We start from the raw sequence: 23180 nt of genomic DNA on the forward strand, positions 1-23180 counted from the left end.
CTCAGTCCCTCGGGCCACCGGCGACGTAGAGCACCTGACCGCTGACGAAGCCGGCCTCGTCACTGCAGAAGAACGACGCCGTGGCCGCGATGTCCTCGGGGCGACCGACTCGCTGCACCGGGATCTCCTTGGCGGCCAGCTCCTGGAACTGGTCGAAGTCGACGCCCACCCGCTGTGCGGTCGCGGCGGTCATGTCGGTGACGATGAAGCCGGGTGCGATCGCGTTGGCGGTGACCCCGAACTTGCCGAGCTCGATCGCCAGCGTCTTGGTGAAGCCCTGCAGGCCGGCCTTGGCGGCGGAGTAGTTGACCTGCCCGCGGTTGCCCTGCGCCGACGTGCTCGACAGGTTGACGATCCGGCCGAACTTCGCCTCGGTCATGTGCTTCTGGACCGCGCGGGTCACCAGGAAGCTGCCGCGCAGATGCACGTTCATCACCGTGTCCCAGTCGTCCGCGGACATCTTGAAGATGAGGTTGTCGCGCAGCACACCGGCGTTGTTGACCAGCACGGTCGGCGCACCGAGCTCCTTGGCGACACGGTCGACGGCGGCGGTCACCGACTCCTCGTCGCTGACGTCACAGCCGACCGCCAGTGCCTTGCCGCCGGCCTGCGTGATGCGGTCGACGACCGCCTGGCAGGCGCCCTCGTCGAGGTCGAGCACGGCAACGGCATTGCCGTCCTTGGCAAGTCGCTCGGCGACGGCGGCGCCGATGCCACGTGCCGCGCCGGTGACGATCGCGGTGCGGGTGGGGGTGCTGTCGGTCATGCGTTCTCCTTCATCGATGTATGACGAGAGTCTCGTCAGGGTCGGTTTGCGTCAGGCGGTCGGGTGCCACACCAGGCGGCCGATGGTCTTGCCGGCGGCGAGTTCTTCGAGTCCGTCGGGCAGTTCGCCGAAGGACAACCGGCGGCTGATCAGCGGCTTGATCTTGCCGGCGTCGGCGAGGCTCGAGAGGAACTCGTTGCCCTCGACGATGACCTCGGGCTTCTTGACGTTGTAGTAGCCCCAGTGCAGGCCGAGGATCGAATAGTTCTTGATCAGAGCGTGATTGAGCGGCGGCGCCTGGATGCGGCCACCGGCGAAGCCGACCAGCACGATCCGCCCTTCGAACGCGACGCACTTGGTGAGCAGGTCGTACGCGTCGCCGCCCACCGGATCGAAGATGACGTCGGCGCCCTTGCCGTCGGTGGCCTCCTTCACCCGCGCGACGACGTCCTCCGCGGTGCGATCGATCACCACGTCGGCGCCGAGTGCCTTTGCCGCCTCTGCCTTTTCGGCTCCGCCGACGATCGCGATCACCGGGTTGCCACCGATCTTTGCCAGTTGGACCGCTGCGGATCCGACACCGCCCGCTGCGGACTGCACCAGCACGGTCTCGCCGGGTCTCAGCTCGGCTCGCCGGTAGAGCGCTGCCCAGGCCGTCTGGTAGGCGATCATCAGCACCGCTGCTGCGTCGTCGTCGAGCGACTCCGGTGCCTTGAAGTTCGTGGCTGGCATCAGTGCGAACTGGGCGAATCCGCCTGCGGGGATTGCCGACCCGCCCATCAGTCGATCGCCCACCTGCAGGTTGTCCACACCCTCGCCGAGCGCGGTCACCTCGCCGCACAGCTCCACGCCCGGCACGAACGGCAGGTCCGGGCGCACCTGATAGAGCCCCTGGCACATCAGCACGTCGGGGAAGTTCAGCGCCGCCGAGCGCACCTTGACCGCCACCTGGCCGGGGCCGGGGGAGGGTGCGTCGAGCTCCACCTGCTGCAGCACGTCGCCCGGATCGCCGAGCTCCTGCACCTGCCACGCCTTCATCGGGTTGTCGCCTTCACTTCTCGTCTGCTCCCAGTTGGTCCACGCGTGCCTGCAGCCGCTGCATGCCGCTCAGCCACTTGTCAGTGTTGCTCGCCCGAAAGGCGAAGTAGTCCTTGACCTCCGGGTGCGGCAGCACCAGAAACTCTTTGGCCGCAACGGCTTTCACCAGCGCATCGGCGACATCGGCCGGCTGCAACGCACCGTCGTGACCGATGACTGCGGCGAGGGCTCCGTCGTCCGGGCCGGGATACATGTCGGTGCGCACGCCCTGTGGGCAGATCGCGTGCACGTCGATCCCACGGTGGCCGTAGGACGCGGCCAGCCACTCGGCGAACGCCTCGGCGCCGTGCTTGGTGACGGCATACGTCGGCTGGCCGAGGATGGTGAGCAGCCCGGCGGCGGATGCGGTCACCACGAAGCGGCCGTGCCCTCGCTCGAGCCAGCCCGGCACCAGCAGGCGGGCAGCGCGCACGTGCGCCAGCACGTTGATCTCCCAGGAGGACGCCCACTCGGTCTCGCTGCTGTCCAAGCCCTCGCCCTGTGCGACCCCGGCGTTGCCGACCCACACGTCGATGTCGCGGCCGAAGTGAGCCCGTGCCTGGTCGACGACCGATCGCACGCCGTCCTCGGTGCCGATGTCAGCGGTGACAGGATGTGCTCCGATCGCCTCGGCGGTCTGCGCAAGGTCGCGCGGCAGCACATCGGTGACGACGATCCGCGCGCCTTCGTCGGCCAGGCGCTGCGCGATGGCGGCGCCGATGCCGCGGGCAGCGCCGGTCACCACGACCGCGCGATCGGTCCATTCGGTCACGGGCGTGCACACTCCTTGGGTAAGGCCGGGAAACGCTGACTAAGCGCTTGCTTAGCGTCGCACGCTGGGGCATGCTCGTCAACGAGCACCCGTTCTTTGAGCTTAGAGGAAGTGAATCCCCGAGTGTCCCTGCCCGCAGCGGAGTCGACCCGCACCAAGTTGCTCGACGCCGCACGGGATGCCTTCGCGGCAAAGGGTTTTCACGGCACGACGACCCGCGACATCGCCGCGGCGGCGGGTATGTCGCCGGCCGCGGTCTACGTGCATCACCGCACCAAGGAGTCGCTGCTCTATGCGATCTCGCTCGCGGGGCACGAGGCGACGGTCCGATCCTTGCGTGAGGCACGCGACGGCGCCGGCACCCCGCCTGCACAACTGGCCGCGATGGTGCACACATTCGTGATGGGCCACACCCTCGGCCACACGATGGCTCGGGTCGTCAATTACGAGCTCGCCGCCTTGACCGACGAGCACCGCGCCACGATCGACGGGCTGCGCCACGCGATCCAGCTGTTGATCCGCGAGGTGCTCGCCGCAGGGGTCGAGTCCGGCGACTTCGACTGCGGCGAGATCGGGATGACCACCAACGCGATCATGGGGATGTCGATCGACGTCGCGCGCTGGTACGTCGAGGACGGCGACTGGTCGCCCGAGCGGATTGCCGCGCACAACGCGCAGATGGCACTGCGGATGGCCGGCTACCGCGGCGGCTGAGGCCGCGACGCCATACGAAAAAGTTGGTCGCCCGTTCACCTAAGGGCACCCTGCTTCTGGGAGTGTCGGTAGGAGCTCGCCTACCGCGTCGAAAGGCCGTCATGCCACAGATCTCCCGCCGTTCGTTGCTCATTGCCGGTGCCGGCGCTGCCGGAGCGGGAGTGCTCGGGTGGAGCGGTGCCGGCACCGCACGCGCTGCGGCCGACGCCGCGCGGCGTGCCCACAGCGTCCGCGGCACCACGCTGGAGCAGGTCGCCACGCCCGTGAAGGCGAGCGGCTACAGCAGGCTCGCGGCCGGCCCGGGTTACCCACTGGTCGTGCGTGACGACTTGGCGACGGGTATGGCGGGCCGTGACGACAAGCGGGTTGCACTCGCCTCCTTCGTGCAGCTGACCGACCTGCACGTCATCGACGCCCAGTCGCCGATGCGGTTCGAATTCCTGCGCGGTGTCACCGGATCCGCGTTCCGTCCGCACGAGGCGCTGGGCACTCAGGGGACTGGTCAGCTCGTCCGGCGGATCAACGACATCGCGCGTGGGCCGTTCTCGGGACGCGTCTTCGACTGTGTGGTCACCACTGGTGACAACACCGACAACCACGAAACGATCGAGCTCGACTGGTTCCTGACGCTGTTGAACGGCGGCAGTGTCACGCCCAACACCGGTGACCCGAAGCGCTGGGAAGGCGCCCAGACGAGCGGAAACTCCTTCTACTACAACCCGCAGGATCCGGCCAAGGACGACTTCAAGGATGTCGGATTTCCTTACCTGCCAGGCTATTTCGCCCGCGCTACGGCGGCGCACACGAGTCCCGGATTGCAGACCAAATGGTTCAGCGTCTTCGGCAACCACGACGACTCGGTCGAAGGCACGTTGCCCTCCGACTGGGGGCTGCTCAAGGCGGTCTACACCGGCGACTTCAAATTCACCGGTTTCTCGTCCAGCAGCGCCGACAGCGCATTGAAGGCGGCCGTGCAGGGCGGTGCGACCTCGATCCTCGGCATGTCGTCCGCGCTCAAGTCCGGCACCAAAGTGACCCCGGATGAGCGGCGAAAGCCCTTTACTCCCAAGGAATACATGCAGGCCCACCTCGATGCAGGCGCGGAGGGGCCGGGTCCGGCCGGTCACGGGTTCACCGCGGAGAACGTCGCGACTGGCAACGGCTACTACACCTTCGAGATCGCTCCGGGCGTCACCGGCATCGCCCTCGACTCGACCAACCGCGCGGGCTTCACCGACGGATCGCTCGGGCACCAGCAGTACACCTGGCTGATCGACGTGCTCGAGAAGGGTTCGAGTCACTTCTACGACATCTTCGGCCGGAAGGTCACCAAGGCCGGCGTGCAGGACAGCTACTTCGTGGTGTTCAGTCACCACACCTCCGACAGTATGGGCAATCTGCTGATCGCCCCGGACCGCTTGGAGATTCGGCACTCCGGCCCCGACGTGCGTGGCGTGCTGTCGCGCTTCCCCAACGTGCTGGCGTGGGTCAACGGGCACACCCACGACAACCGGATCACCGCCCGCGGCCACGACGTGCCGGAGCGCGGCTGGTGGGAGATCAACACTGCGTCGCACATCGACTTCCCGCAGCACGCTCGGATCATCGACGTCTGCGACAACCGCGACGGCACGTTGTCGTTGTTCACCACGCTGGTGGAGTCGGCCGCGCCATACCAAGCGTCGTACGACGCGGGCGACGCCGGTTCGCTCGCCTCGCTCTACCGCGAGTTCTCCTACAACGACCTCGGTAAGGACCCCAACCGGGCGGGCGGGGCCGGCGATCACAACACCGAGTTGCTGCTCACCAAGCCCGGCGGCTGACCGGCGCCCCAGCACCGAACCTTCGGTGAACTTCGGCGCAACACGGCCCAGAGTCGTGCTTCCTGCGCCAAGATGAGTGGTTGGAGCGTGCCCCTGGGGAGGGCCCGGCTCCGCCTCATCCATCACGTTCCGGAGGACTCATGAAGCTCACCCGTGCCGCGGGCGCTGCAGCCGCAGTCGCCGTCGGCGCCGCTCTCGTCATACCCACGGCGGGAGCGGCGACGAAGGTCGACAAGATCGACGCGAACCTGACGCCGCTGAACCTGCTCAACACCAACGATTTCCACGGTCACTTCAGCAAGGATTTCGCCTGCACGGTGACCACTGCCAAGCAGGAGCTGCCGGGCGCCACGTTCCTGTCCGCGGGTGACAACGTCGGCGGCTCGCCGTTCGAGTCGGCCTCGCAGAACGACGAACCGTCGATCGACTACCTGAACGCGCTCGGCCTCAAGGCGTCAGCGGTCGGAAACCACGAGTTCGACAAGGGATTCGACGACCTGACTGGCCGGGTGCAGCAGCGGGCCGACTGGACCTACCTGGGCGCGAACGTCTACAAGGCGGGTACGACGACGCCGGCGCTGCCGGCATACAAGGTCATCGACGTCAACGGCGTGAAGGTCGGCGTGGTCGGCGCGGTGACCAAGGACGTGCCGAGCCTGGTCGCCAAGCCGGGCATCGCCGGCCTGGACTTCGGCGACCCGGTGGCCGCGGTCAGCAAGGTCGCCAAGGAGTTGAAGGACGGCAACCCGGCCAACGGTGAGGCGGACGTCGTCGTTGCCGAGTATCACGAGGGCGCCCCGATGGGCGGCGACGGCGTGACGCTCGAGCAGGACGAGGCGGCCAGCGCGCAGTTCAAGCAGATCGTGCAGCAGACCGACAAGTCGGTCGATGCGATCTTCACCGGTCACACGCACATGCGCTACGCGTTCGATGCCCCGGTGCCCGGCGGTGAGGGGACGCGCCCGGTCGTGCAGACCGGGTTCTACGCGCAGTACCTCGGGGTGCTGCAACTTGGCTACAACAAGCAGACGGGCAAGGTCGAGCAGTACAACGTGGCCAACCGCGAGGTGACCGCGCCGACCGCCGCGTGCGCGAACGACCCGGCGTACACCAAGGCCGCGAACATCGTCGACACTGCGAATGCCAAGGCCGAGCAGATCGGTCAGCAGCAGATCGGCACGCTGACCGGCGACATCACCACCGCCTACAAGGACGGTGCCCGCGACGACCGGATGCGCGAGTCGACGCTGTCCAACGCGATCGCGCAGAGCTACCGCGACTCGCTCAACAAGCCGGGTCGCGAGGGCGGCGTCACCATCGGCGTGATGAACCCCGGTGGGGTGCGTGCGGATCTGCTGGCCAAGAACGGCGGCAAGATCACGTATGCCGACGCGGCCTCGATCATGCCGTTCAACAACACCGTGCAGACGATCGACCTGACCGGCGCGCAGTTCAAGACGGTGCTGGAGCAGCAGTGGCAGCCGGCCGGCAACTCGCGGCCGTTCCTCAAGCTCGGGCTGTCCAAGAACGTCACCTACACCTTCGACCCGAAGGCAGCCGACGGCAGCCACATCACCTCGGTCACGGTCGACGGCAAGCCGCTCGACGAGAAGGCGACCTACAAGGTGGCGTCCAACTCGTTCCTGATCGCCGGCGGTGACAACTTCACCGAGTTTGCGAAGGGTACGGACTCGCGAGACTCCGGTCTGATCGACCAAGGGCTCTTCGTGGAGTGGATCAAGGAGAACAGTCCGCTCAGTCCGAGCTTCGCGAAAAACGGTGTGGCCGTTGAGAATCAGCCGACGCAGGTGACGGCGGGCCAGGAGACCAAGTTCACCGTCTCCGGTCTGGACCTGACCAGCCTCGGGTCCCCGACCACGACCTCGGTGGAGGTGCTGCTCGGCGGCAAGAGCCTCGGCAGCTTCCCGGTGACCAAGGCACTGAGCAGCACTCCGCCGTTCCCGTCGCGCAACGAGACCGCGGACATCACGGTGAAGATCCCGGCCGACGCGGTCGCGGGTCAGGCGGACCTGGTGGTGAAGGCCGCGCAGACCGGCACCACGGTGACGATGCCGGTCACCGTGCAGGCGGGTAGTGAGCCGTCGCCGTCTCCGTCGGGCAGCGACACGACGTCGCCGTCTCCGTCGGGCAGTGGGACCGCCTCGCCGACTGACTCGTCGTCCTCGACGGGTGAGCCGACCGGCACGTCGTCCACGACCGGTCCGCCGATCATCACCGACGGCGGTGCGGGCGGCAACGACAACAACCGGATGCTGCTGCTCGGCGGCGGAGCGCTGCTCCTGCTGGGTGCGGGCGTGACGCTGCTCGGCCGGCGCGTGCGCGGCTGAGCCGTCATACAGCGGTAAGCGAAACCCGCTCGGAATCGATTGATTCCGGGCGGGTTTCGCGTTGGCCGGTCAGTCGTCGAGCGCCGCGAGGAAGCCGCGGGACGGGACGAAGAAGGTAGTGCCGGTGACCGCCGTGGAGAAGTCGAGGATGCGGTCGTACTTGCCGGGCGGGTCGCCGATGAACATCCGCTCCAGCATCTTCTCGGTCACCCAGAGGTGTCGGGAGTAGCCGATGAAGTAGGTGCCGTACTCGCCCTTGCCCGGTGTCGCGAACGGCATGTTGTCGCGCAGGATGTCGTGCTCGACGCCCTTGTCGTCGGTGATGGTGCAGAGGGTCTTGTGCGACTTCTGGGCGTTTCCCTCGGCGTCCGGCAGTTCGACGTTGTCGAACTTGGTGCGACCGATGACCTGCTCCTGGTCCTCAGTGCTCTGCTTGCGCCAGTCGCCGAGCTGGTGCAGGTATTTCTGTGTCACGACGTAGCTGCCGCCGATGTAGTCGGGGTCCTCGTCGCCGATCGTGGTGGAGAAGGGCTGGTCGAGCCCGGCCGGGTTGGCGGTGCCGTCGACGAATTCCAGCAGGTCGCGGTCGTCGAAGTATCGGAACCCGGCGACGTCGTCGACCGGGGTGACCGAGTCGCCGAATGCCTCGAGCAGGATCTTCTCGAACTCGATCACGAGGTCCATGGTGTCGGCGCGCACGTGGTAGAGCAGATCGCCAGGGGTTGAGACGGCGGTGTGCTTGTCGCCCTTGATCTCGGCAAAAGGCTTGAGTTCCTTGGGCTTTGGCTTGCCACCGGTCAGGCCGTCCCACACCCGGTCGGCGATGCCGACGTTGGCCGTGAAGATGTTCTTCAGCGACCGGATGCGGACGTCTTTGATGAGGTCGCCGGTGCTGGCGACCACGGACCGGGCCTTCGCCATGGCCTCGTCGCCGTCATTGATCGTGAGCACGAGGAACGCGGCGGCACGCGTCAACGGGTTGTCGATGTACTGGGGCTGGCTGTCGATCTGCTGCTGATCCACCATGATTGACAAGCCTAGTTGGCCGGACGGCCAGGGTGTGCGGACTCCCGTCAGCAAAGCTGCGAGCGTAGAGGCGTGCCCGCTCCGCCGGTGCGTCATAGTGGCCGAGTGGATACCAGGATCAGCCAGGCGGCCTGCCAGGACCTGCGGCGCATCGATGACCGTGCCGTGCGGGCCGAACTGGTGGACATCGCGCTGACTGAACTCCGGGAGCCTGACAGTGGATCGGCGATCGAAGGACAGCTCGCCCGCCGGCCGGGCCTGTGGTGGCGTCGCGGGGTCCGCCTGGCGGACCTGGACGCCTTCGAGGGCTGGGACACCGACGATGACTCCGCTGACAACAGCTGGCAGGCGTTCAACTTTCTGCTGCTGTACCGGCGGGTGACCAGTGACGAAATGATCCATCACCGGCTGCACAGGACCGTTGACGAGCGCCCCGGTCTGAGCCGGCTTCAGCGCCGGGGCGAGATGCTGCTGGTCGTGAAGGTATGGGACAACACCGTCGTCGCCAGACACCTGCCGTCTCTGGCGTGAGCAGTTCAGCGGGCCGGTCAGCGCTCGGGCAGCGTGATGTCGAGTTCGTCGGCGACCTGCGCAGCGGAGAGGATCTTCTGGGCGGTCTGCTCGCCGAGCAGCTGCGCCCTGTCCGGCGCCGCCTCCAGCGCCTTCGATAGCGCGGCTGATTCCACACCGGCATCAGCCAGCGGCGTGATGAGCGCGACGAACCGCCCGCGGCGGGTGATCGCCGCCGGCCGGCCGCTCTCGTTGATCTCCCGGATGACCCGGGGAGTCTCGTGGTTGAGTTCGCGCATGGTGTAGATCGCTGTGCTGCTGATCTGGCTGTCGATCTGAGTCATCGTGCCTCACCGCCCTCGTCCCTCGATCTGCATGGCTAATGTACTCCTTATGTCGTACAACGGCGACAGGGGTCAGGAAATGCCCGTGACGAGCCCTGCGGCTGCGGCGTTGGCCGACCTACGCTCGACGGTGAAATGGCTGGTCGGTGCCGCCGGCGGAACAGCCGTGGTCCTGGTCGGCGGGCTGCAGCTGACCAGGCTGCACGACCTGGGGACCTGGCGCGGGATCGTCTCGGCAGCGGCGGCCGCGGTCGCGATCGGGCTGGCATTGTGGTTGCTCACTGCCGCGGCCCGGATCCTGGCTGTCCCGCGGCCGTCGGCGACCGAGATCTCCGCTGCGGAGATCAACGCCGGCTCGTTGGACCCGGACGACCCCGAGCCGATGAGCGACGACACGGTGCGCTGGGTGCGCAACCATGCCGAAACGCTCCTTGCCGGCGAACGCACAGTGACCGATCTGTGTTCACAGCGTGCGCTGGCTCAGGAGGCGTTAGGGGCCTTGCGTCGCGGCCAGCAGCCACAGTGGCACGGCCGCCCGGTGTCGGCGACTGACCTGCGGGCCGCGCAGCAGATCGCCGCCGCACTGCACGACACGGACGCCGCGCTGGTCGCCCTGGAGGACGCAGTTCACCACTACCGCTGCCAGGAGAAGCTCGCCGCACTGCTGGCGTGGCTGCCGTGGGCGGGCACAGTGTTCGTAATTGCGGTGATCGTTTTCGCGATCTCCTCGGCGGACGGCTGACCTGCGGAGCACGGGTTACAGCAGGCGGTCCAGGAGTGAGGTGTCGCGGCACGGGGAAACGTTGCTCAGTCACCGGTAATTGGTGAACTGCAACGCCACGTCCAGGTCGGCGGCCTTGAGCAGGCGCTGCACCTCCTGCAGGTCATCGCGGGACTTGCTGGTGACGCGCAGCTCGTCGCCTTCGATACGCGACTTGACGGACTTGGGGCCCTCGTCGCGGATGATCTTGGAGATCTTCTTGGCGTTCTCCTGGCTGATGCCGTCCTTCAGTGCCGCTTCCAGGCGGTACTCCTTGCCGGACACCTTCGGCTCACCGTCGTCGGACAGCTCGAGAGCCTTCAGCGAGACGCCGCGCTTGACCAGCTTGGTCTGGAAGACGTCGAGCACCGCCAGGACTCGCTCGGGGGCGTTCGCCTTCATCAGGATCTTCTCGCCGGACCAGTCGATCTCGGCGCCGACACCGCGGAAGTCGTAGCGGGTGGAGATCTCCTTCGCGGCCTGGTTGAGGGCGTTGCTGACCTCCTGCTTGTCGGTCTTGCTGACGATGTCGAAGGACGAGTCGGCCATGATCGTGTCGCTCCTCGGGTGCGCTGGTGATGTTCGACCGAGTATGCCGCGCGCGCTCGATTGGCACCGGTGCCGGGAGGCTTGTTATCCTCGTCCACGCACTCGCCAGGTTGCCCGAGCGGCCAATGGGAGCGGACTGTAAATCCGTCGCGAAAGCTACCAAGGTTCGAATCCTTGACCTGGCACCACGTGCGCGAAGGCCCCGACCGGTTGGTCGGGGCCTTCGCCATACCCACGTCAGCCGATGGGCAGGTAGATCTCGGTGACCAACTGCTCCGGCGGGGTGCTGCGCACGTCGTTGAGATAGACGTAGCGCATGCCGCCGGTGCCGGGGGTGCCACGGTCGGCCGCCCAGCGCGCGAGCTGGTCGCAAGCGTCACCGATCTCGGTGTAGGGGCCGGTCAGCGTCGCCCGCACCGCCCGCTGCTGCGGGAGGTCACGCGAGGTGAGCGGCGCGGCCGCCGTCGTACCGGCCGGCACCTGGACGAAGATCTCCTTGTCCACGTCCTGCTCCTGGAACTCGTCGTCCAGGTCGAGCGCGCCGCACGGCCCGTCGACCGCGATGCGCTGGCGTTCCACCTCCGGCAGCAGCCGGTCCCAGAGCCGGCCCTCGTCGGCATACGTCGGGATGGTGTCGCGCAACGCGACGATGTGGCGTGCCTCGAAGGGGTGTTCGTCGATGGTGACAGACATGGTCAGTTCCTTCCGATGCGTCTCGCGCATCTTGTCGAGTAGGTCCAGACGGTGTTGCGCGGCCCGGGTCTCGTCCACGAGCACCGCGCGCTGCTGCTCCAGCGCCGAGGTGAAGGTGGAGGTGCCGCGGGCGGCCAGAAGGGCACCGATGGCGGGCACGCCGAACCCCACGTCACGCAGTTGTCGCACGAGCATCGCGTCGCCGACCTGGCTGGGCGCGTAGAGCCGGTAGCCGGTGTCGGCACGGACCTGCGCCGGCACGAGCACACCGTGTGCGTCGTAGTGGCGCAGCATCCGCACGCTGATGCGGGTGAGCGACGAGAACCTGCCGATCGGGATGAGGTTCGAAGTGTCGGTCATGGCACGAGCTTGGCCGCTGACACGGTGTGAGGGTCAAGCCGCGATCAGCGCGATCCCGGTGAGCACCACGACCGCACCGAGCAGCTTGCGTGCCGGACGAGGCTCCTTGAACAGCCACCAGGCGAGCAGCGCGCCGACCACGATGCTCGACTCACGGGCCGGTGCGACAAGCGCGACCGGCGTCGTCGTCATCGCCTGCAGCACCAGCACGTACGCCAGCGGCGACAGCACCGCGATCACCGCGACCTCGCGCCAGTGGTCGCGCACGATCCGCCGCATCGTCTCGCTCTGTCCGCGCAGCGTCGGCGCCATCAGCACCGATTGCCAGGCGGCAGTGAGTGCGAAGTAGGGGATCGGCAGCAGTGCGAGCTCGGTCATCGCGTGGTCGTCCCAGAGCGTGTATGACGCAATGGTCAGCCCGGTCAGCGTCCCCCACAGGATCCCGCTGTATGGCGAATGCCGCTGTGCCGCACGGCCTTCCGGAGCCCGAGCGGTTGCGACGACCGCGACCCCGGCCACCACGACGAGACCTCCCGCGACGCCGAGCAACCCGGGGCGCTCGCCGAGCACCGCAATCGCGAAGAGCATGGTGATCAACGGCCCGGTGCCGCGCGCGACCGGGTAGACGACCCCGAGATCCGCCTTGTCGTAGCCGGTCTGCAGGGCCAGACCGTAGAGATTGTGGAACAGCCCGGACAGTGCGCTCGCCAGCAGTAGCGGCCAACCGATCGACGCATCGCTGCTCAGCAGCACGATCGCGCCGATCGGCAACCACAGCACCGCAGACAGCAGGGCATAACAGAACACGAAGACCTGGCTGCCGCCCTGGACCCGCTTGGCCGCGATATTCCACACCGCGTGGAGTACGGCGGCGGTGAGCACCAGGGCAAGGGCGTGCATGGACACCGAAGCGACACTATCGATCGCCAATACGGGGACGGCACCGGGGGAATGATGGCGGGTATGGCGACCTTGGACAGTCAATGACCGACAACCAGACAGGCGACCGAAGACTGCTGGCGATGAGCGAGCCCGCCGGTCGACGGCTGCTCGCCACCACCGTGCTCGGCTCCGGCATGGGCTTCCTCGACGGCACGGTCGCCAACGTCGCACTGCCGCACATCGGCGACGACCTGCACGCCGACCTCGCCGGTCTGCAGTGGGTGGTGAACGGCTACACGCTGTCGTTGGCGTCACTCATCCTCGTCGGCGGATCGCTCGGCGACCGGCTCGGCCGCAAGCGCGTATATGCCTGGGGGATAGCCGGTTTCGCCCTGGCCTCGGTGCTGGTCGCGATCGGTCCGACGATCGAGACCGTGGTGCTCGCCCGGGTGCTGCAGGGCGTCTTCGCGGCACTGATGACGCCGGGTTCGCTGGCGATGCTGCAGGCGTCGTTCCGGCCGGAGGACCGGATGCGGGCGATCGGTGCGTGGACCGGCACCCTCGGCATCGCGACCGCAGCCGGCCCGGTGATCGGCGGCTGGCTGGTCGGGATCGACTGGCGGATCGCCTTCTGGATCAACGTCCCGCTCGCCGCCATCGTGCTGTGGCTGCTGAAGCCGGCGCCCGAGTCACGCGACGAGGACGACGTCTACCGCTTCGACTGGTGGGCGGTCGTGCTCGCCCCGATCACGCTCGCCGGCATCACTTGGGCGCTCACCGCCTGGCCGGACACCGGCGCCTCGCTCACGACGGTCGGCGCGCTGATCATCGGTGTGGTGGCCGGGGTGGCGTTCGTGCTCTTCGAGCTGCGGGAGCCGCACCCGATGCTGCCACCCGCGATCTTCGCCTCCCGCGACTTCTCGGTGATCAACATCGTGACGCTGTTCGTCTACGCGGCGCTGTCCGGGTCGATGCTCTTCCTCGCGATCTTCCTGCAGGTGAGCGCCGGCTGGTCGCCGCTCGAGGCGGGCGCCGCGACCGTGCCGGTGTCGATCATCATGTTCTTCCTGGCGTCCCGTTTCGGTGCGGTGGCAACGAAATTCGGGGCGCGCACGCCAATGGTCGCCGGTTCGGCCGTGCTGACGGTCGGCTTCGCGTGGTTGGCGCTCGCGCCGGATGCCCCGTCATACATCGGGCAGGTGCTGCCGGGCGTGATCCTGATGGGTCTCGGGTTGTCGATGCTCGTCGCACCGCTCACCGGCACCGTGCTGGCGGCTGTGCCCGACGAGGAGTCGGGCCTCGCCAGCGGGATCAACAACGCCGTCTCGCGCACCGCGGGGCTGCTCGCCGTCGCGGTGCTGCCCTTGCTGGTCGGGCTGTCCGGCACCGCCTACCGCGACCCCGCTGCCGTCGGCGACGCCTACCGCGCCTCGATGTGGTGGTGTGCGGCGCTGGTCGCGGTCGGCGGCATCCTCACCGCGGTCGCGCTCCGGGCACCGGCCAGCAAGGCGCAGCCGGCAACCGAGGGCTGATCGCGCGAGTCCGGCCGGCGATCCCGCTACTGCGCGATCGGCGCGGTGATCAACTCGTCCGGCACGCCGAGCGCGTCCACGAGCGTCAGTGCGTGCGGGCGTAGCTCGCGGCACAGGTCGTTCACCGAGGCAGTGACCGCGCGCGAACGGGTGGCGTTGATCCGCCCGTGCTCGATGAACCATGCCTTGTCCTGCTCGATCGAGCTCAGCGCGTAGAGCGTGAGGACTCGGCCGAGCAGGTCCTTGGCCGCGCCGGAGGTCATCGCCTCGTGGGCCTCCAGTGCGGCTTCGAGCACGCACCGGTCGATGTGCACCCGGGCCGCGAAGAGCACGTGGTCCTGCGCGGCGTTGAACAGCTCGAAGGCATTGTCCTTGGTCGCTTTTCGCAGCCTGTTGCCCAACGTCTCGAGCACGTGCTCGGCCCGCTGCTCGAACATCGACAGTGCCCAGGGCAGGCTGTCGGTGGCGGTGTCGTCGTCGCGACCGGTCGCGGTGTCGATCAGCCGCTGCAGTCCGGCGCGGCCGGCGGTGCGCTCGACGAGCCGGTCACCGAGCTGGCCGGCGATCTTGCCGACCATGCCCATCGCGTCCAGGTCGCCCCACATCTCCTTGTAGTCGGTGAGCAGACCCTTGGCCGCCAGTTGCAGCAGCACGGTGTTGTCGCCCTCAAAGGTTGCGAAGACGTCGACATCGGCGTGCATTTGCACCAGCTGGTTCTCGGCCATGTAACCCGCGCCGCCACACGCCTCGCGGCAGGCCTGGATGGTGTCGAGCGCGTGCCAGGTCGTGACCGCCTTGAGCCCGGCGACCCGCGACTCCAGCTCCCGCTGTCCTTCTTGATCGGGCTCCGCACCCTCACCCTGCAGCTCCTGCAACCGCTCGGTGACGGCGTTCTGCGCGAAGCTCAGCGCGTAGGCCTTCGCCAGGCGGGGGAGCAGATTGCGTTGGTGCGCAAGGTAATCGAGGATGACGTTCTCCTGCTCGGCGCCAGGTGCGGAGAACTGCCGCCGGGTGCTGCCGTAGCGGATCGCGATGGCCAGCGCCTTCTTCGCCGCGGCGCCCGAGCCGCCACCGACGCAGACCCGCCCGCGCACCAGAGTGCCGAGCATGGTGAAGAAGCGCCGGTCCGGGTTGTCGATCGACGAGACGTACTTACCGTCGTCGTCGATATCACCGAAGGCGTCGAGCAGATTGTCCTTCGGCACCCGCACCTGCTGGAAGGCGAAGGTGCCGTTGTCGACGCCCGGCAGCCCGCCCTTGACGCCGTTGTCGCCGATCGTCACTCCCGGCAACGGATTTCCCGCCTCGTCGCGCACCGGCACCAGCACCGCGTGGACTCCGTGCCCGCCCTCGGCGGTCTGCAACTGCGCGAAGACGACCGCCATCCGGGCATCCTTCGCGGCATTGCCGATGTAGGTCTTGACCGCGGACTCGGTCGGGGTGTCGATGATGAGTTCGTGCGTCGAATCGTCATACGTCGCAGTGGTTTCCAGTGCTTGGACGTTGCTGCCGTGGCCGACCTCGGTCATCGCGAACGACCCGAGCAGCTTCGCGGCCATGATGTCCTTGAGGTATGCCGCGTGGTGCCGTTCGGTGCCGAGGCGCGCGACCGCCCCGCCGAACAGCCCGAACTGCACGCCTACCTTCACCAGCAGCGACAGGTCCCCGAACGCCTGCATTTCGAAGAGCACGCACGAGGCGGCGTAGTCGAACTCGCCGCCGAACGCCGTTGGGAAGCCGACCCGGCCGTAACCCTCGTCAGCAATCCGTTGCAGCGATTTCGTTGTCAGCTCTCGGTGTTCGGCGATGCTCAGGCCGTATGGCGCGAGCATCCAGTCGGCCGACAACTCGTCGCGAGCGCGGCGCCGCAGCTCGGCCCACCGGCCGTCGAGGGTGTCACGCAGTTCGGTGACGATGGGATCGCTCATCACACTCTCCTTCGAGGTGGTGTTGCTGGCGGTCAGGTCCCCGGCGGGTCCCCGCCGGAGTCTTCTCCCGGGTCGATGCCGAGCACGCCGGTCAGCCCGACCGACGCGAATGCCGCGAGGTATCGCACGACGACCTCGCGTGGTGGCCGCTCGGGGTCGGCGAGCCAGCGGTCTGCCGACTCTCGCACGAACCCGATCAGCCCGTGTGCCCAGATGCGCGCGGCGGTCGTGTCCTGTCCGGTGGCGGCCAGGGCTTCGGCAAAGATCGGTTCGAGCACCTGGGCGATGGTGTCGCTGATGCCGGCGACCGGGTCTTCGTCGGGCGCGACGTTCAGTGCCGGGCGCCGGACCACGAAGCGGTAGACCTCGGGATCGCGTTCCACCTGGCGCAGATAACTGTCGATGACGGCCTCGATGAGTGCACGGGCGTGACCGGCGAACGGCGTGGCGCCGGTCGTCGTCCCCACCGTGTCGACCTCGCTCAGCACCTTCTGCACATCGCCGAGGATGCGGTTGTCGACGCTCTCGCAGACGGCCAGGTAGAGACCCATGCGATCGCCCAGGTGCCGGTAGATGACGGTCTTGCTGGTGCCGGCCTCGGCGGCGATCTCATCCATCCCGACCGCGGCGCCGTAGCTGCGGATCGCGCGCACCGCAGCGTCGATCAACTCGCGTCGTCGCTGCTCGCGATGCTGCGTCCACCGCGCATCGCGACCGTCCACGCGGGTCTCCTCCGGCATACCCATGACAATCGAGAGTATCCGAAACTCGCTGTACCTGCTACTCTCGGTATCGGTAATTCACCCGCTCAGTTCGACCCCCAAGGGAGACTCCCTCATGAGCCCTCGTGACGTTTACGTCCTCGGTGGCAACCGGATCCCGTTCGTGCGATCCGGTGGCAAATACCTCAAGGCTTCCAACCAGGACATGCTGACGACCGCGATCGACGGCCTGGTCTCGCGCTACGGCCTCGCCGGCGAGCGTCTCGGGGAGGTCGCAGCCGGTGCGGTGCTGAAGCACTCGCGCGACTTCAACCTCACCCGCGAGTCCGTGCTCGGCTCGCACCTGTCGCCGACCACCCCGGCGTATGACGTGCAGCAGGCCTGCGGCACCGGTCTCGAGGCGGCGATCCTGGTCGCGAACAAGATCGCGCTCGGGCAGATCGACTCGGCCATCGCCGGCGGCACCGACACCACCTCGGACGCACCGCTCGCGATCAACGACGGTCTGCGCCGCACGCTGATGAAGGCCAACTACGCCAAGACGCCGCAGCAGCGCATCTCGGCCGTGCTCAAGATTCGCCCGGCGCAGCTGGCGCCGGAGCAGCCGACCAACGGCGAGCCGCGCACCGGCCTGTCGATGGGTGAGCACCAGGCGATCACCACCAAGGAGTGGGGCATCACCCGCGAGGCGCAGGACGAGCTGACGGCGCTCAGCCACCAGAACCTCGCCGCCGCCTACGACCGCGGCTTCTTCGACGACCTGATCACGCCCTACCTCGGGGTGACCAAGGACAACAACCTCCGGCCGGACTCCACGGTCGAGAAGCTCGCCAAGCTCAAGCCGGTCTTCGGCAAGGGTGAGGGCGCCACGATGACGGCCGGCAACTCCACGCCGCTCACCGACGGCGCCTCCGCGGTGCTGCTCGGCACCAAGGAGTGGGCCGACGAGCACAAGATCACCCCGCTCGCCCGGTTCGTCGACGGCGAGACCGCGGCGGTGGACTACGTCACCGGCAACGAGGGCCTGTTGATGGCCCCGCCATACGCCATCGCGCGGCTGCTGCAGCGCAACAACCTGACCCTGCAGGACTTCGACTTCTACGAGATCCACGAGGCGTTCGCGTCCACCGTGCTGTGCCACCTGGCCGCGATGGAGAGCGCCGAGTTCTGCAAGGAGAAGCTGGGTCTGGAGGCACCGCTGGGCTCGATCGACCGCAGCAAGCTCAACGTCAACGGTTCCTCGCTCGCCGCGGGGCACCCCTTCGCCGCGACCGGTGGCCGGATCATCGCCTCGGCCGCAAAACAGTTGCACGAGAAGGGTTCCGGCCGGGCGCTCATCTCGATCTGCGCCGCGGGTGGCCTCGGTGTGGTGGCCATTCTGGAGGCAGCGTGATGACGCACGAGCGACGCCCGCAGACGACGACAAAGGAGCGATAGACGATGGCTGACACTTATTCGAACCTGGTCAACAAGAACCCGCTCGGCAAGAAGGTAGCCAGCCAGTTCGGGCTGCCCAAGCCGGCCCTGCTGCGCCGCTACAAGGAGGGCCAGCAGCTGCTCGAAGGGCCGGCCGCCGTGGCCGGCATCGGCTCCGCGCCGGTCGCCGCCTCCGCGTCGGCGATCGTCAAGGCGTCGGGCGGCGAGGTCGTCGACGCCACCCCCGAGACGTCGTATGACGCGCGCCTGGCCGCGATCGTCTTCGACGCCACGCAGGCGCGCACGCTCGACCAGCTCGACGAGCTGCGTCAGGTCGTCGCCCCCGCGTTGAAGAAGACCGGCTCGTCCGCGCGGCTGGTCGTCATCGGCACCACGCCGAGCGAACTGTCCGACCCCGAGGCCGCCGCCACCCAGCAGGCGCTGGAGGGCATCACCCGCTCGATCGGCAAGGAGATGCTGCGCGGCGGCACCGCCAACCTGCTGTGGGTGGACGAGAAGGCACAGGGTGACTCGGCCGTGCTGGCCGCCCCGCTGCGCTTCCTGCTGTCGAGCCGCTCGGCATACGTCTCGGGTCAGCCGATCCGAGTGCGGGACGCCGACGTGCCCGACGTCGACGACTGGCACTCCCCGCTCGCCGGCGAGACCGCCGTGATCACCGGTGCCGCGCGCGGCATCGGCGCCGAGATCGCCAAGGTGTTCGCCCGGGCCGGAGCCAATCTGATCCTGGTCGACATTCCCGCCTCCGGCGAGGCGCTCAGCAAGGTCGCCAATTCGCTCGGGGCGACCGCCCTGCAGCTCGACGTGACCGCGGCCGACGCCGGCGAGCGCATCGCCGAGGCGGTCGCGCGCAAGAGCGACAAGCTCGACGTGATGGTGCACAACGCCGGCATCACCCGCGACAAACTCTTCGTCAACACCGACGAAAACCGTTGGGGCAGTGTGCTGGACGTCAACCTGCGCGCGCAGTTCCGGATCAACAAGGTGCTGCTCGACAAGGGTGTGAAGGGCGGTCTCGCCGACGGCGGCCGGATCATCGGCGTCGCCTCGATCAGCGGCATCGGCGGCAACCGCGGCCAGTCCAACTACGCCGCGTCCAAGGCCGGCGTGATCGGCATGGTGCGGCAACTGTCGCAGACGCTCGCCGACCGGAACATCACCGTCAACGCGGTCGCGCCCGGCTTCATCGAGACCGAGATGACCGCCAAGATCCCGTTCGCCACCCGCGAGGTCGGCCGCCGGCTCAACTCGCTGCTGCAGGGCGGCCAGCCGGTCGACGTCGGCGAGGCGATCGCGTTCTTCGCCGAGCCCGGCTCGGCGGGCGTGACCGGCCAGGTGCTGCGCGTCTGCGGCCAGAGCCAGCTCGGCGCCTGACCACCCCACGAAGTTCTTCGCTCGTTCCTCGCTCCGATACTTCGCGGGGACCCCGACTCCAAGAACGGTGATGTCGATGACGAAAGTGATCGAACTCAAATCCGCGCCGTCGCTGGGCAAGCTCTACGCCAAGGCGGTCGCGTCCTCGCGCGGCCGCCGCGGCAAGGGCGGCCTGCCCGACGTCAAGGTGGTGCGCAAGGGCGTCAAGGTCGACCCGAGCGCGCTCGCCGACTACGACCACGTGTGCGGCTACACGCTGCGTGAAGAGCTGCCCGCGACCTACCTGCACAATCTGGTATTCCCTTTGCAGGTAACGCTTTTCACGCAAGGCAAGTATCCGTACCCGCTCGTCGGCAGCGTGCACCTCGACAACACGCTGACCGTCCACCGCCCGGTGACCCTGGACGAGACCCTTGACCTCTCGACGTGGGCGACCAACGCCCGCCCGCACAAGAGCGGCGTCCAGGTCGACGTCGTCTCGCAGGCACACGTCGGCGACGAGCTCGTCTGGGAGGGGCTGGCGACATACCTCTATCGCGGTCAGCGGATCGACGGCGACGTGCCGCCGCGGCCCGAGGAGGACGAGGCGCCGGACGGCCCCGGGATGATCTGGCGGCTGCCCGGCGACCTCGGCCGGCAGTTCTCCACGGTGAGCGGCGACGTCAACCCGATCCACATGCACCCGCTCAGCGCGAAGGCGATGGGCTTCCCGTCGGCGATCGTGCACGGCATGTGGAGCCAGGCGGCGATGCTCGCGGCCATCGAGAACCGTCTCCCGGACTCGTATGTCGCGACGATGTCGTTCCGCAAGCCGGTCGTCATCCCGGGCACGACCCGCCTCGTCGCCCACCAGGGCGGACAGGACGGATCGTGGGAGCTGGCGCTGCGCAACCACCGCAAGGGCACCGAGCTCGTGCGGGGGCAGGTGCGGCCGATTTCGTGATCGGAGAGGCAGTGAGGTAGCCTTTTCGCTGCGCTGCTCGGCAGGGTGACAATCCGTCACGCGCCGGTCAGGCAGGCCCCTATAGCTCAGTCGGCAGAGCGTCTCCATGGTAAGGAGAAGGTCAACGGTTCGATTCCGTTTGGGGGCTCCGATGGGTCCGACGGTCCACCTCGCGTGGTCCGGGGCCCGTCCGAGGCGGGATAGCTCAGCTGGTTAGAGCGCACGACTCATAATCGTGAGGTCGCGGGATCGAGCCCCGCTCCCGCTACTGAACATTTCCGCATCACCCAAGACAGACACGTAATTTCGAGAGCAGGTTGCCGTGGCCAGCAAGAGCGCAGACATTCGCCCCAAGATCACCTTGGCGTGCACCGAGTGCAAAGAGCGCAACTACGTCACCAAGAAGAACCGGCGCAACAACCCCGACCGCGTCGAGTTCATGAAGTACTGCCCGCGGGACCGCAAGCACACGCTGCACCGCGAGACTCGCTAGATTTTTGGTCGCGGTTCCTCCTCGATCAGCGAACTCGTTCCTCGTTCCCTGATCGCATCGTCACCACGACATCGGAATCGCCCGAACACGTACCGCTCAATGTGGACTTGTCACGTGCTACAGCACGTGACAAGTCCACATTTCGTGGTAGCAGTGGGTCCTCGATAGGCTCGCGGGCATGCCAGTGAACCCCGAGGTGGCGGGCCGCAGTTACCCGCCGTCACCGCCGTATGTCGTGTCGCGCGCGAAGATCGCCGAGTTCGCCAAGGCGGTCGGCGCCACCGATGAGGCCCACTTCGACCCCGCCGTCGCCAAGCAGCGCGGTTACGCCGATGTGATCGCGCCGCCGACCTTCGCGGTGCTGATCGCCCAGCAGGGCGAGGCGGCCGCGATGATCGACCCCGAGGCCGGCATCGACTTCAGCCGGCTGGTGCACGGCGAGGAGTCCTTCACCCACCACCGGCCGCTGACCGCCGGCGACGAGGTGCAGGCGACCACCACGATCGAGAAGGTCCGGCAGGCCGGCGGCCACTCGATGGTGACGTTGGGCACGCAGCTGACCACCGCCGACGGCGAGGTCGTGACCGACACGACCTCCGTGGTGGTGATCCGCGGTGAATGACCTCAAGCCCGGCGACCAGATCCCGCCGCGCACCGTCCACGTCGACCGCGCCACGCTGGTCCGTTATGCCGGTGCCAGCGGCGACTTCAACCCGATCCACTGGGACGAGCGCTTCGCCACCTCCGTCGGCCTTCCCGACGTCATCGCGCACGGCATGTGGACCATGGGCGCGGCGATCCAGCCGGTCGTGAACTGGCTCGGTGACGCCGGACGGGTCACGTCATACGGCGTGCGGTTCAGCGCACCCGTCCCCGTCTCGTATGACGGGGGCGCCGACATCCAGGTCGGCGGCACCGTGAAGGACGTCACCGACGGCACCGCCACGATCGACATCACCGCCACCCACGGCGACGACAAGGTCCTGGTGCGCGCCCGCGCGACCGTGGCGCTGACGCCCGCGCCGGCACGATCCTGATGCGCGAAGCCGACGGGGTCGAGCTGGCCCCGCTCACCACCATGCGCGTTGGCGGCCCGGCCGACCGGCTGGTCGTCGCCGAGACCACCGACGAGATCGTCGACGCGGTGCGCGAGGTCGACGACGCGGACGAGCAGTTGCTGGTGATCTCCGGCGGCTCCAACCTGGTGATCGCCGACGACGGCTTCCGCGGCACGGTGCTGCGGATCGCCAACACAGGTGTCGAGGTCGAGTCGGCCGACGACTGCGGCGGCGTCCACGTGCGGGTCGCGGCGGGGGAGGAGTGGGACGACTTCGTCGCGCGCTGCTGTGTCGAGGGCTGGTCCGGGGTCGAGGGCCTGTCCGGCATACCCGGACTGGCCGGTGCGACGCCGGTGCAGAACGTCGGCGCCTACGGTCAGGAGGTCGCGCAGACGATCGCCTCGGTGCGGACCTTCGATCGGCAGGAGCAGCGAGTTGTCACCTTCGCGAGCGCCGACTGCGAATTCGCTTACCGTCACTCGCTGTTCAAGGGCACACCCTTCCGCGGCGGCGGTCGCTACGTGGTGCTCGACGTGCTCTTCGCGCTGCGTCCGACGGAGCTGTCGCAGCCGGTCGGCTACGAGGCGCTCGCGCGCGGACTCGACGTGGAGCTCGGCGCTCGCGTGCCGCTCGGCGACGCCCGCGACGCCGTGCTGGAGCAGCGTCGCCGTCGCGGCATGGTGCTCGACCCGGCCGACCACGACACCTGGTCGTGCGGCTCATTCTTCACCAACCCGATCATCAGCGGCAACGCGTTCGAGCAGCTGACCCTGGCTGCCGCCGACCGGTTCGGCGCCGACGCGCCACCGCCGCCGGGGTGGCCGACGGAGGGCACTGGGGTGAAGACGAGCGCCGCCTGGCTGATCCAGCACGCCGGCTTCGACAAGGGCTTCGGTATGCCGGGCCCGGCCGCCCTGTCGACCAAGCACCCGCTGGCGATCACCAACCGCGGCGACGCGAAGGCGGCCGACGTGGCCGCGCTGGCCCGGCAGGTGCGCGACGGGGTGCTGGACGCGTTCGGAGTCGAGTTGGTCAACGAGCCGGTGTTCGTCGGCCACGAGCTGTAGCCCGC

23 protein-coding genes and 3 tRNA genes are annotated in these 23180 nt (G+C 68.0%); 16 read left to right on the forward strand and 10 right to left on the reverse strand.

Annotated elements, in window-relative coordinates:
* Position 1: 1 nt before the first annotated feature.
* The 3 genes from fabG to N2M23_RS11800 are packed head-to-tail and all read right to left on the reverse strand — an operon-like array spanning position 2 to position 2615.
* Positions 2-766 carry a 3-oxoacyl-ACP reductase FabG gene (fabG, locus tag N2M23_RS11790; RefSeq protein ID WP_265445723.1) on the reverse strand — a complete coding sequence of 255 codons (765 nt, stop codon included), beginning with the start codon at positions 764-766 and terminating at the stop codon, positions 2-4.
* A 51-nt stretch (positions 767-817) separates the two neighbouring features.
* Complete coding sequence (locus tag N2M23_RS11795; protein ID WP_265445724.1) at positions 818-1804, reverse strand: NADPH:quinone oxidoreductase family protein; 987 nt, start codon at positions 1802-1804, stop codon at positions 818-820.
* 13 nt (positions 1805-1817) lie between these two features.
* Complete coding sequence (locus tag N2M23_RS11800) at positions 1818-2615, reverse strand: SDR family oxidoreductase (protein ID WP_265445726.1); 798 nt, start codon at positions 2613-2615, stop codon at positions 1818-1820.
* A 123-nt stretch (positions 2616-2738) separates the two neighbouring features.
* Here N2M23_RS11800 and N2M23_RS11805 point away from each other — a divergent pair, with 123 nt between their 5' ends.
* The 3 genes from N2M23_RS11805 (at position 2739) to N2M23_RS11815 (ending at position 7500) form a co-directional block, all read left to right on the forward strand.
* Positions 2739-3329: a TetR/AcrR family transcriptional regulator gene (locus N2M23_RS11805; RefSeq protein ID WP_265445728.1), complete on the forward strand. Its 591-nt coding sequence runs from the start codon at positions 2739-2741 to the stop codon at positions 3327-3329.
* A 101-nt stretch (positions 3330-3430) separates the two neighbouring features.
* Positions 3431-5152, forward strand: a complete 1722-nt coding sequence (locus N2M23_RS11810) for a TIGR03767 family metallophosphoesterase (protein WP_265445730.1) — start codon at positions 3431-3433, stop codon at positions 5150-5152.
* 140 nt (positions 5153-5292) lie between these two features.
* Complete coding sequence (locus N2M23_RS11815) at positions 5293-7500, forward strand: 5'-nucleotidase C-terminal domain-containing protein (RefSeq protein ID WP_265445731.1); 2208 nt, start codon at positions 5293-5295, stop codon at positions 7498-7500.
* Between the two features lie 69 nt (positions 7501-7569).
* On the opposite strand, the gene N2M23_RS11820 is transcribed toward N2M23_RS11815, so the two are convergent.
* On the reverse strand, positions 7570-8526 hold the full coding sequence (locus tag N2M23_RS11820) for a Dyp-type peroxidase (protein ID WP_265445732.1): 957 nt from the start codon (positions 8524-8526) through the stop codon (positions 7570-7572).
* A gap of 72 nt (positions 8527-8598) precedes the next feature.
* Here N2M23_RS11820 and N2M23_RS11825 point away from each other — a divergent pair, with 72 nt between their 5' ends.
* Complete coding sequence (locus N2M23_RS11825; protein ID WP_265445734.1) at positions 8599-9057, forward strand: hypothetical protein; 459 nt, start codon at positions 8599-8601, stop codon at positions 9055-9057.
* A gap of 17 nt (positions 9058-9074) precedes the next feature.
* Here N2M23_RS11825 and N2M23_RS11830 read toward each other — a convergent pair whose 3' ends face one another.
* Positions 9075-9380, reverse strand: coding sequence for a hypothetical protein (locus N2M23_RS11830; protein WP_265445736.1), 306 nt, complete (start codon positions 9378-9380; stop codon positions 9075-9077).
* Between the two features lie 85 nt (positions 9381-9465).
* On the opposite strand from N2M23_RS11830, the gene N2M23_RS11835 reads away from it, so the two are divergent.
* Positions 9466-10122, forward strand: a complete 657-nt coding sequence (locus tag N2M23_RS11835; RefSeq protein ID WP_265445737.1) for a hypothetical protein — start codon at positions 9466-9468, stop codon at positions 10120-10122.
* A 69-nt stretch (positions 10123-10191) separates the two neighbouring features.
* On the opposite strand, the gene N2M23_RS11840 is transcribed toward N2M23_RS11835, so the two are convergent.
* On the reverse strand, positions 10192-10689 hold the full coding sequence (locus N2M23_RS11840) for a YajQ family cyclic di-GMP-binding protein (protein WP_265445739.1): 498 nt from the start codon (positions 10687-10689) through the stop codon (positions 10192-10194).
* Positions 10690-10793: 104 nt separating this feature from the next.
* On the opposite strand from N2M23_RS11840, the gene N2M23_RS11845 reads away from it, so the two are divergent.
* Positions 10794-10877 (forward strand) — tRNA-Tyr (locus tag N2M23_RS11845).
* A gap of 49 nt (positions 10878-10926) precedes the next feature.
* Here the strand turns inward: N2M23_RS11845 and N2M23_RS11850 are convergent.
* The gene (locus tag N2M23_RS11850) at positions 10927-11742 is read right to left on the reverse strand and encodes a MerR family transcriptional regulator (RefSeq protein ID WP_265445740.1); all 816 of its coding nucleotides are present in this window, start codon (positions 11740-11742) and stop codon (positions 10927-10929) included.
* Between the two features lie 33 nt (positions 11743-11775).
* Positions 11776-12642, reverse strand: a complete 867-nt coding sequence (locus N2M23_RS11855; protein WP_279672220.1) for a DMT family transporter — start codon at positions 12640-12642, stop codon at positions 11776-11778.
* Positions 12643-12764: 122 nt separating this feature from the next.
* Here N2M23_RS11855 and N2M23_RS11860 point away from each other — a divergent pair, with 122 nt between their 5' ends.
* Positions 12765-14156: an MFS transporter gene (locus N2M23_RS11860; protein ID WP_265445744.1), complete on the forward strand. Its 1392-nt coding sequence runs from the start codon at positions 12765-12767 to the stop codon at positions 14154-14156.
* A gap of 26 nt (positions 14157-14182) precedes the next feature.
* Here the strand turns inward: N2M23_RS11860 and N2M23_RS11865 are convergent, their stop codons facing one another.
* Positions 14183-16084, reverse strand: a complete 1902-nt coding sequence (locus N2M23_RS11865) for an acyl-CoA dehydrogenase family protein (protein ID WP_265445746.1) — start codon at positions 16082-16084, stop codon at positions 14183-14185.
* A gap of 32 nt (positions 16085-16116) precedes the next feature.
* Positions 16117-16830: a TetR/AcrR family transcriptional regulator gene (locus N2M23_RS11870; RefSeq protein ID WP_265445747.1), complete on the reverse strand. Its 714-nt coding sequence runs from the start codon at positions 16828-16830 to the stop codon at positions 16117-16119.
* Between the two features lie 91 nt (positions 16831-16921).
* Between N2M23_RS11870 and N2M23_RS11875 the strand changes: the two genes are divergently transcribed.
* The 9 genes from N2M23_RS11875 (at position 16922) to N2M23_RS11915 (ending at position 23175) form a co-directional block, all read left to right on the forward strand.
* Positions 16922-18199: an acetyl-CoA C-acetyltransferase gene (locus N2M23_RS11875; RefSeq protein WP_265445749.1), complete on the forward strand. Its 1278-nt coding sequence runs from the start codon at positions 16922-16924 to the stop codon at positions 18197-18199.
* Between the two features lie 47 nt (positions 18200-18246).
* Complete coding sequence (locus N2M23_RS11880) at positions 18247-19614, forward strand: 3-oxoacyl-ACP reductase (protein ID WP_265445751.1); 1368 nt, start codon at positions 18247-18249, stop codon at positions 19612-19614.
* A gap of 76 nt (positions 19615-19690) precedes the next feature.
* Positions 19691-20557: a MaoC/PaaZ C-terminal domain-containing protein gene (locus N2M23_RS11885; protein ID WP_265445753.1), complete on the forward strand. Its 867-nt coding sequence runs from the start codon at positions 19691-19693 to the stop codon at positions 20555-20557.
* A gap of 75 nt (positions 20558-20632) precedes the next feature.
* Positions 20633-20705: transfer RNA gene (locus N2M23_RS11890), tRNA-Thr, on the forward strand.
* Positions 20706-20751: 46 nt separating this feature from the next.
* Positions 20752-20825, forward strand: a tRNA-Met gene (locus N2M23_RS11895).
* A 54-nt stretch (positions 20826-20879) separates the two neighbouring features.
* Positions 20880-21050, forward strand: coding sequence for a 50S ribosomal protein L33 (gene rpmG, locus N2M23_RS11900; protein ID WP_171153271.1), 171 nt, complete (start codon positions 20880-20882; stop codon positions 21048-21050).
* Between the two features lie 178 nt (positions 21051-21228).
* Complete coding sequence (locus tag N2M23_RS11905) at positions 21229-21672, forward strand: FAS1-like dehydratase domain-containing protein (protein ID WP_265445756.1); 444 nt, start codon at positions 21229-21231, stop codon at positions 21670-21672.
* A complete protein-coding gene (locus N2M23_RS11910; RefSeq protein ID WP_265445758.1) occupies positions 21665-22087 on the forward strand; it encodes a MaoC family dehydratase in 423 nt (140 codons plus the stop codon). Before N2M23_RS11905 ends, N2M23_RS11910 begins: the two co-directional genes overlap by 8 nt.
* The gene (locus tag N2M23_RS11915) at positions 22087-23175 is read left to right on the forward strand and encodes a UDP-N-acetylmuramate dehydrogenase (protein WP_265445760.1); all 1089 of its coding nucleotides are present in this window, start codon (positions 22087-22089) and stop codon (positions 23173-23175) included. The genes N2M23_RS11910 and N2M23_RS11915 overlap by 1 nt, the downstream gene beginning before the upstream one ends.
* Positions 23176-23180: the final 5 nt, after the last annotated feature.

The sequence above is a fragment of the Flexivirga meconopsidis genome, from assembly GCF_026162425.1.
Lineage (GTDB): Bacteria > Actinomycetota > Actinomycetes > Actinomycetales > Dermatophilaceae > Flexivirga > Flexivirga meconopsidis.

What these genes read in the sequence shown, in the direction of transcription:
- fabG (WP_265445723.1), bottom strand. Translation starts at nt 766, where the DNA reads ATGACCGACAGCACCCCCACCCGCACCGCGATCGTCACCGGCGCGGCA.
- N2M23_RS11795 (WP_265445724.1), bottom strand. Translation starts at nt 1,804, where the DNA reads ATGAAGGCGTGGCAGGTGCAGGAGCTCGGCGATCCGGGCGACGTGCTG.
- N2M23_RS11810 (WP_265445730.1), top strand. Translation starts at nt 3,431, where the DNA reads ATGCCACAGATCTCCCGCCGTTCGTTGCTCATTGCCGGTGCCGGCGCT.
- N2M23_RS11815 (WP_265445731.1), top strand. Translation starts at nt 5,293, where the DNA reads ATGAAGCTCACCCGTGCCGCGGGCGCTGCAGCCGCAGTCGCCGTCGGC.
- N2M23_RS11820 (WP_265445732.1), bottom strand. Translation starts at nt 8,526, where the DNA reads ATGGTGGATCAGCAGCAGATCGACAGCCAGCCCCAGTACATCGACAAC.
- N2M23_RS11830 (WP_265445736.1), bottom strand. Translation starts at nt 9,380, where the DNA reads ATGACTCAGATCGACAGCCAGATCAGCAGCACAGCGATCTACACCATG.
- N2M23_RS11840 (WP_265445739.1), bottom strand. Translation starts at nt 10,689, where the DNA reads ATGGCCGACTCGTCCTTCGACATCGTCAGCAAGACCGACAAGCAGGAG.
- N2M23_RS11850 (WP_265445740.1), bottom strand. Translation starts at nt 11,742, where the DNA reads ATGACCGACACTTCGAACCTCATCCCGATCGGCAGGTTCTCGTCGCTC.
- N2M23_RS11855 (WP_279672220.1), bottom strand. Translation starts at nt 12,642, where the DNA reads ATGCACGCCCTTGCCCTGGTGCTCACCGCCGCCGTACTCCACGCGGTG.
- N2M23_RS11860 (WP_265445744.1), top strand. Translation starts at nt 12,765, where the DNA reads ATGAGCGAGCCCGCCGGTCGACGGCTGCTCGCCACCACCGTGCTCGGC.
- N2M23_RS11865 (WP_265445746.1), bottom strand. Translation starts at nt 16,084, where the DNA reads ATGAGCGATCCCATCGTCACCGAACTGCGTGACACCCTCGACGGCCGG.
- N2M23_RS11870 (WP_265445747.1), bottom strand. Translation starts at nt 16,830, where the DNA reads ATGGGTATGCCGGAGGAGACCCGCGTGGACGGTCGCGATGCGCGGTGG.
- N2M23_RS11875 (WP_265445749.1), top strand. Translation starts at nt 16,922, where the DNA reads ATGAGCCCTCGTGACGTTTACGTCCTCGGTGGCAACCGGATCCCGTTC.
- N2M23_RS11880 (WP_265445751.1), top strand. Translation starts at nt 18,247, where the DNA reads ATGGCTGACACTTATTCGAACCTGGTCAACAAGAACCCGCTCGGCAAG.
- N2M23_RS11885 (WP_265445753.1), top strand. Translation starts at nt 19,691, where the DNA reads ATGACGAAAGTGATCGAACTCAAATCCGCGCCGTCGCTGGGCAAGCTC.
- N2M23_RS11905 (WP_265445756.1), top strand. Translation starts at nt 21,229, where the DNA reads ATGCCAGTGAACCCCGAGGTGGCGGGCCGCAGTTACCCGCCGTCACCG.
- N2M23_RS11915 (WP_265445760.1), top strand. Translation starts at nt 22,087, where the DNA reads ATGCGCGAAGCCGACGGGGTCGAGCTGGCCCCGCTCACCACCATGCGC.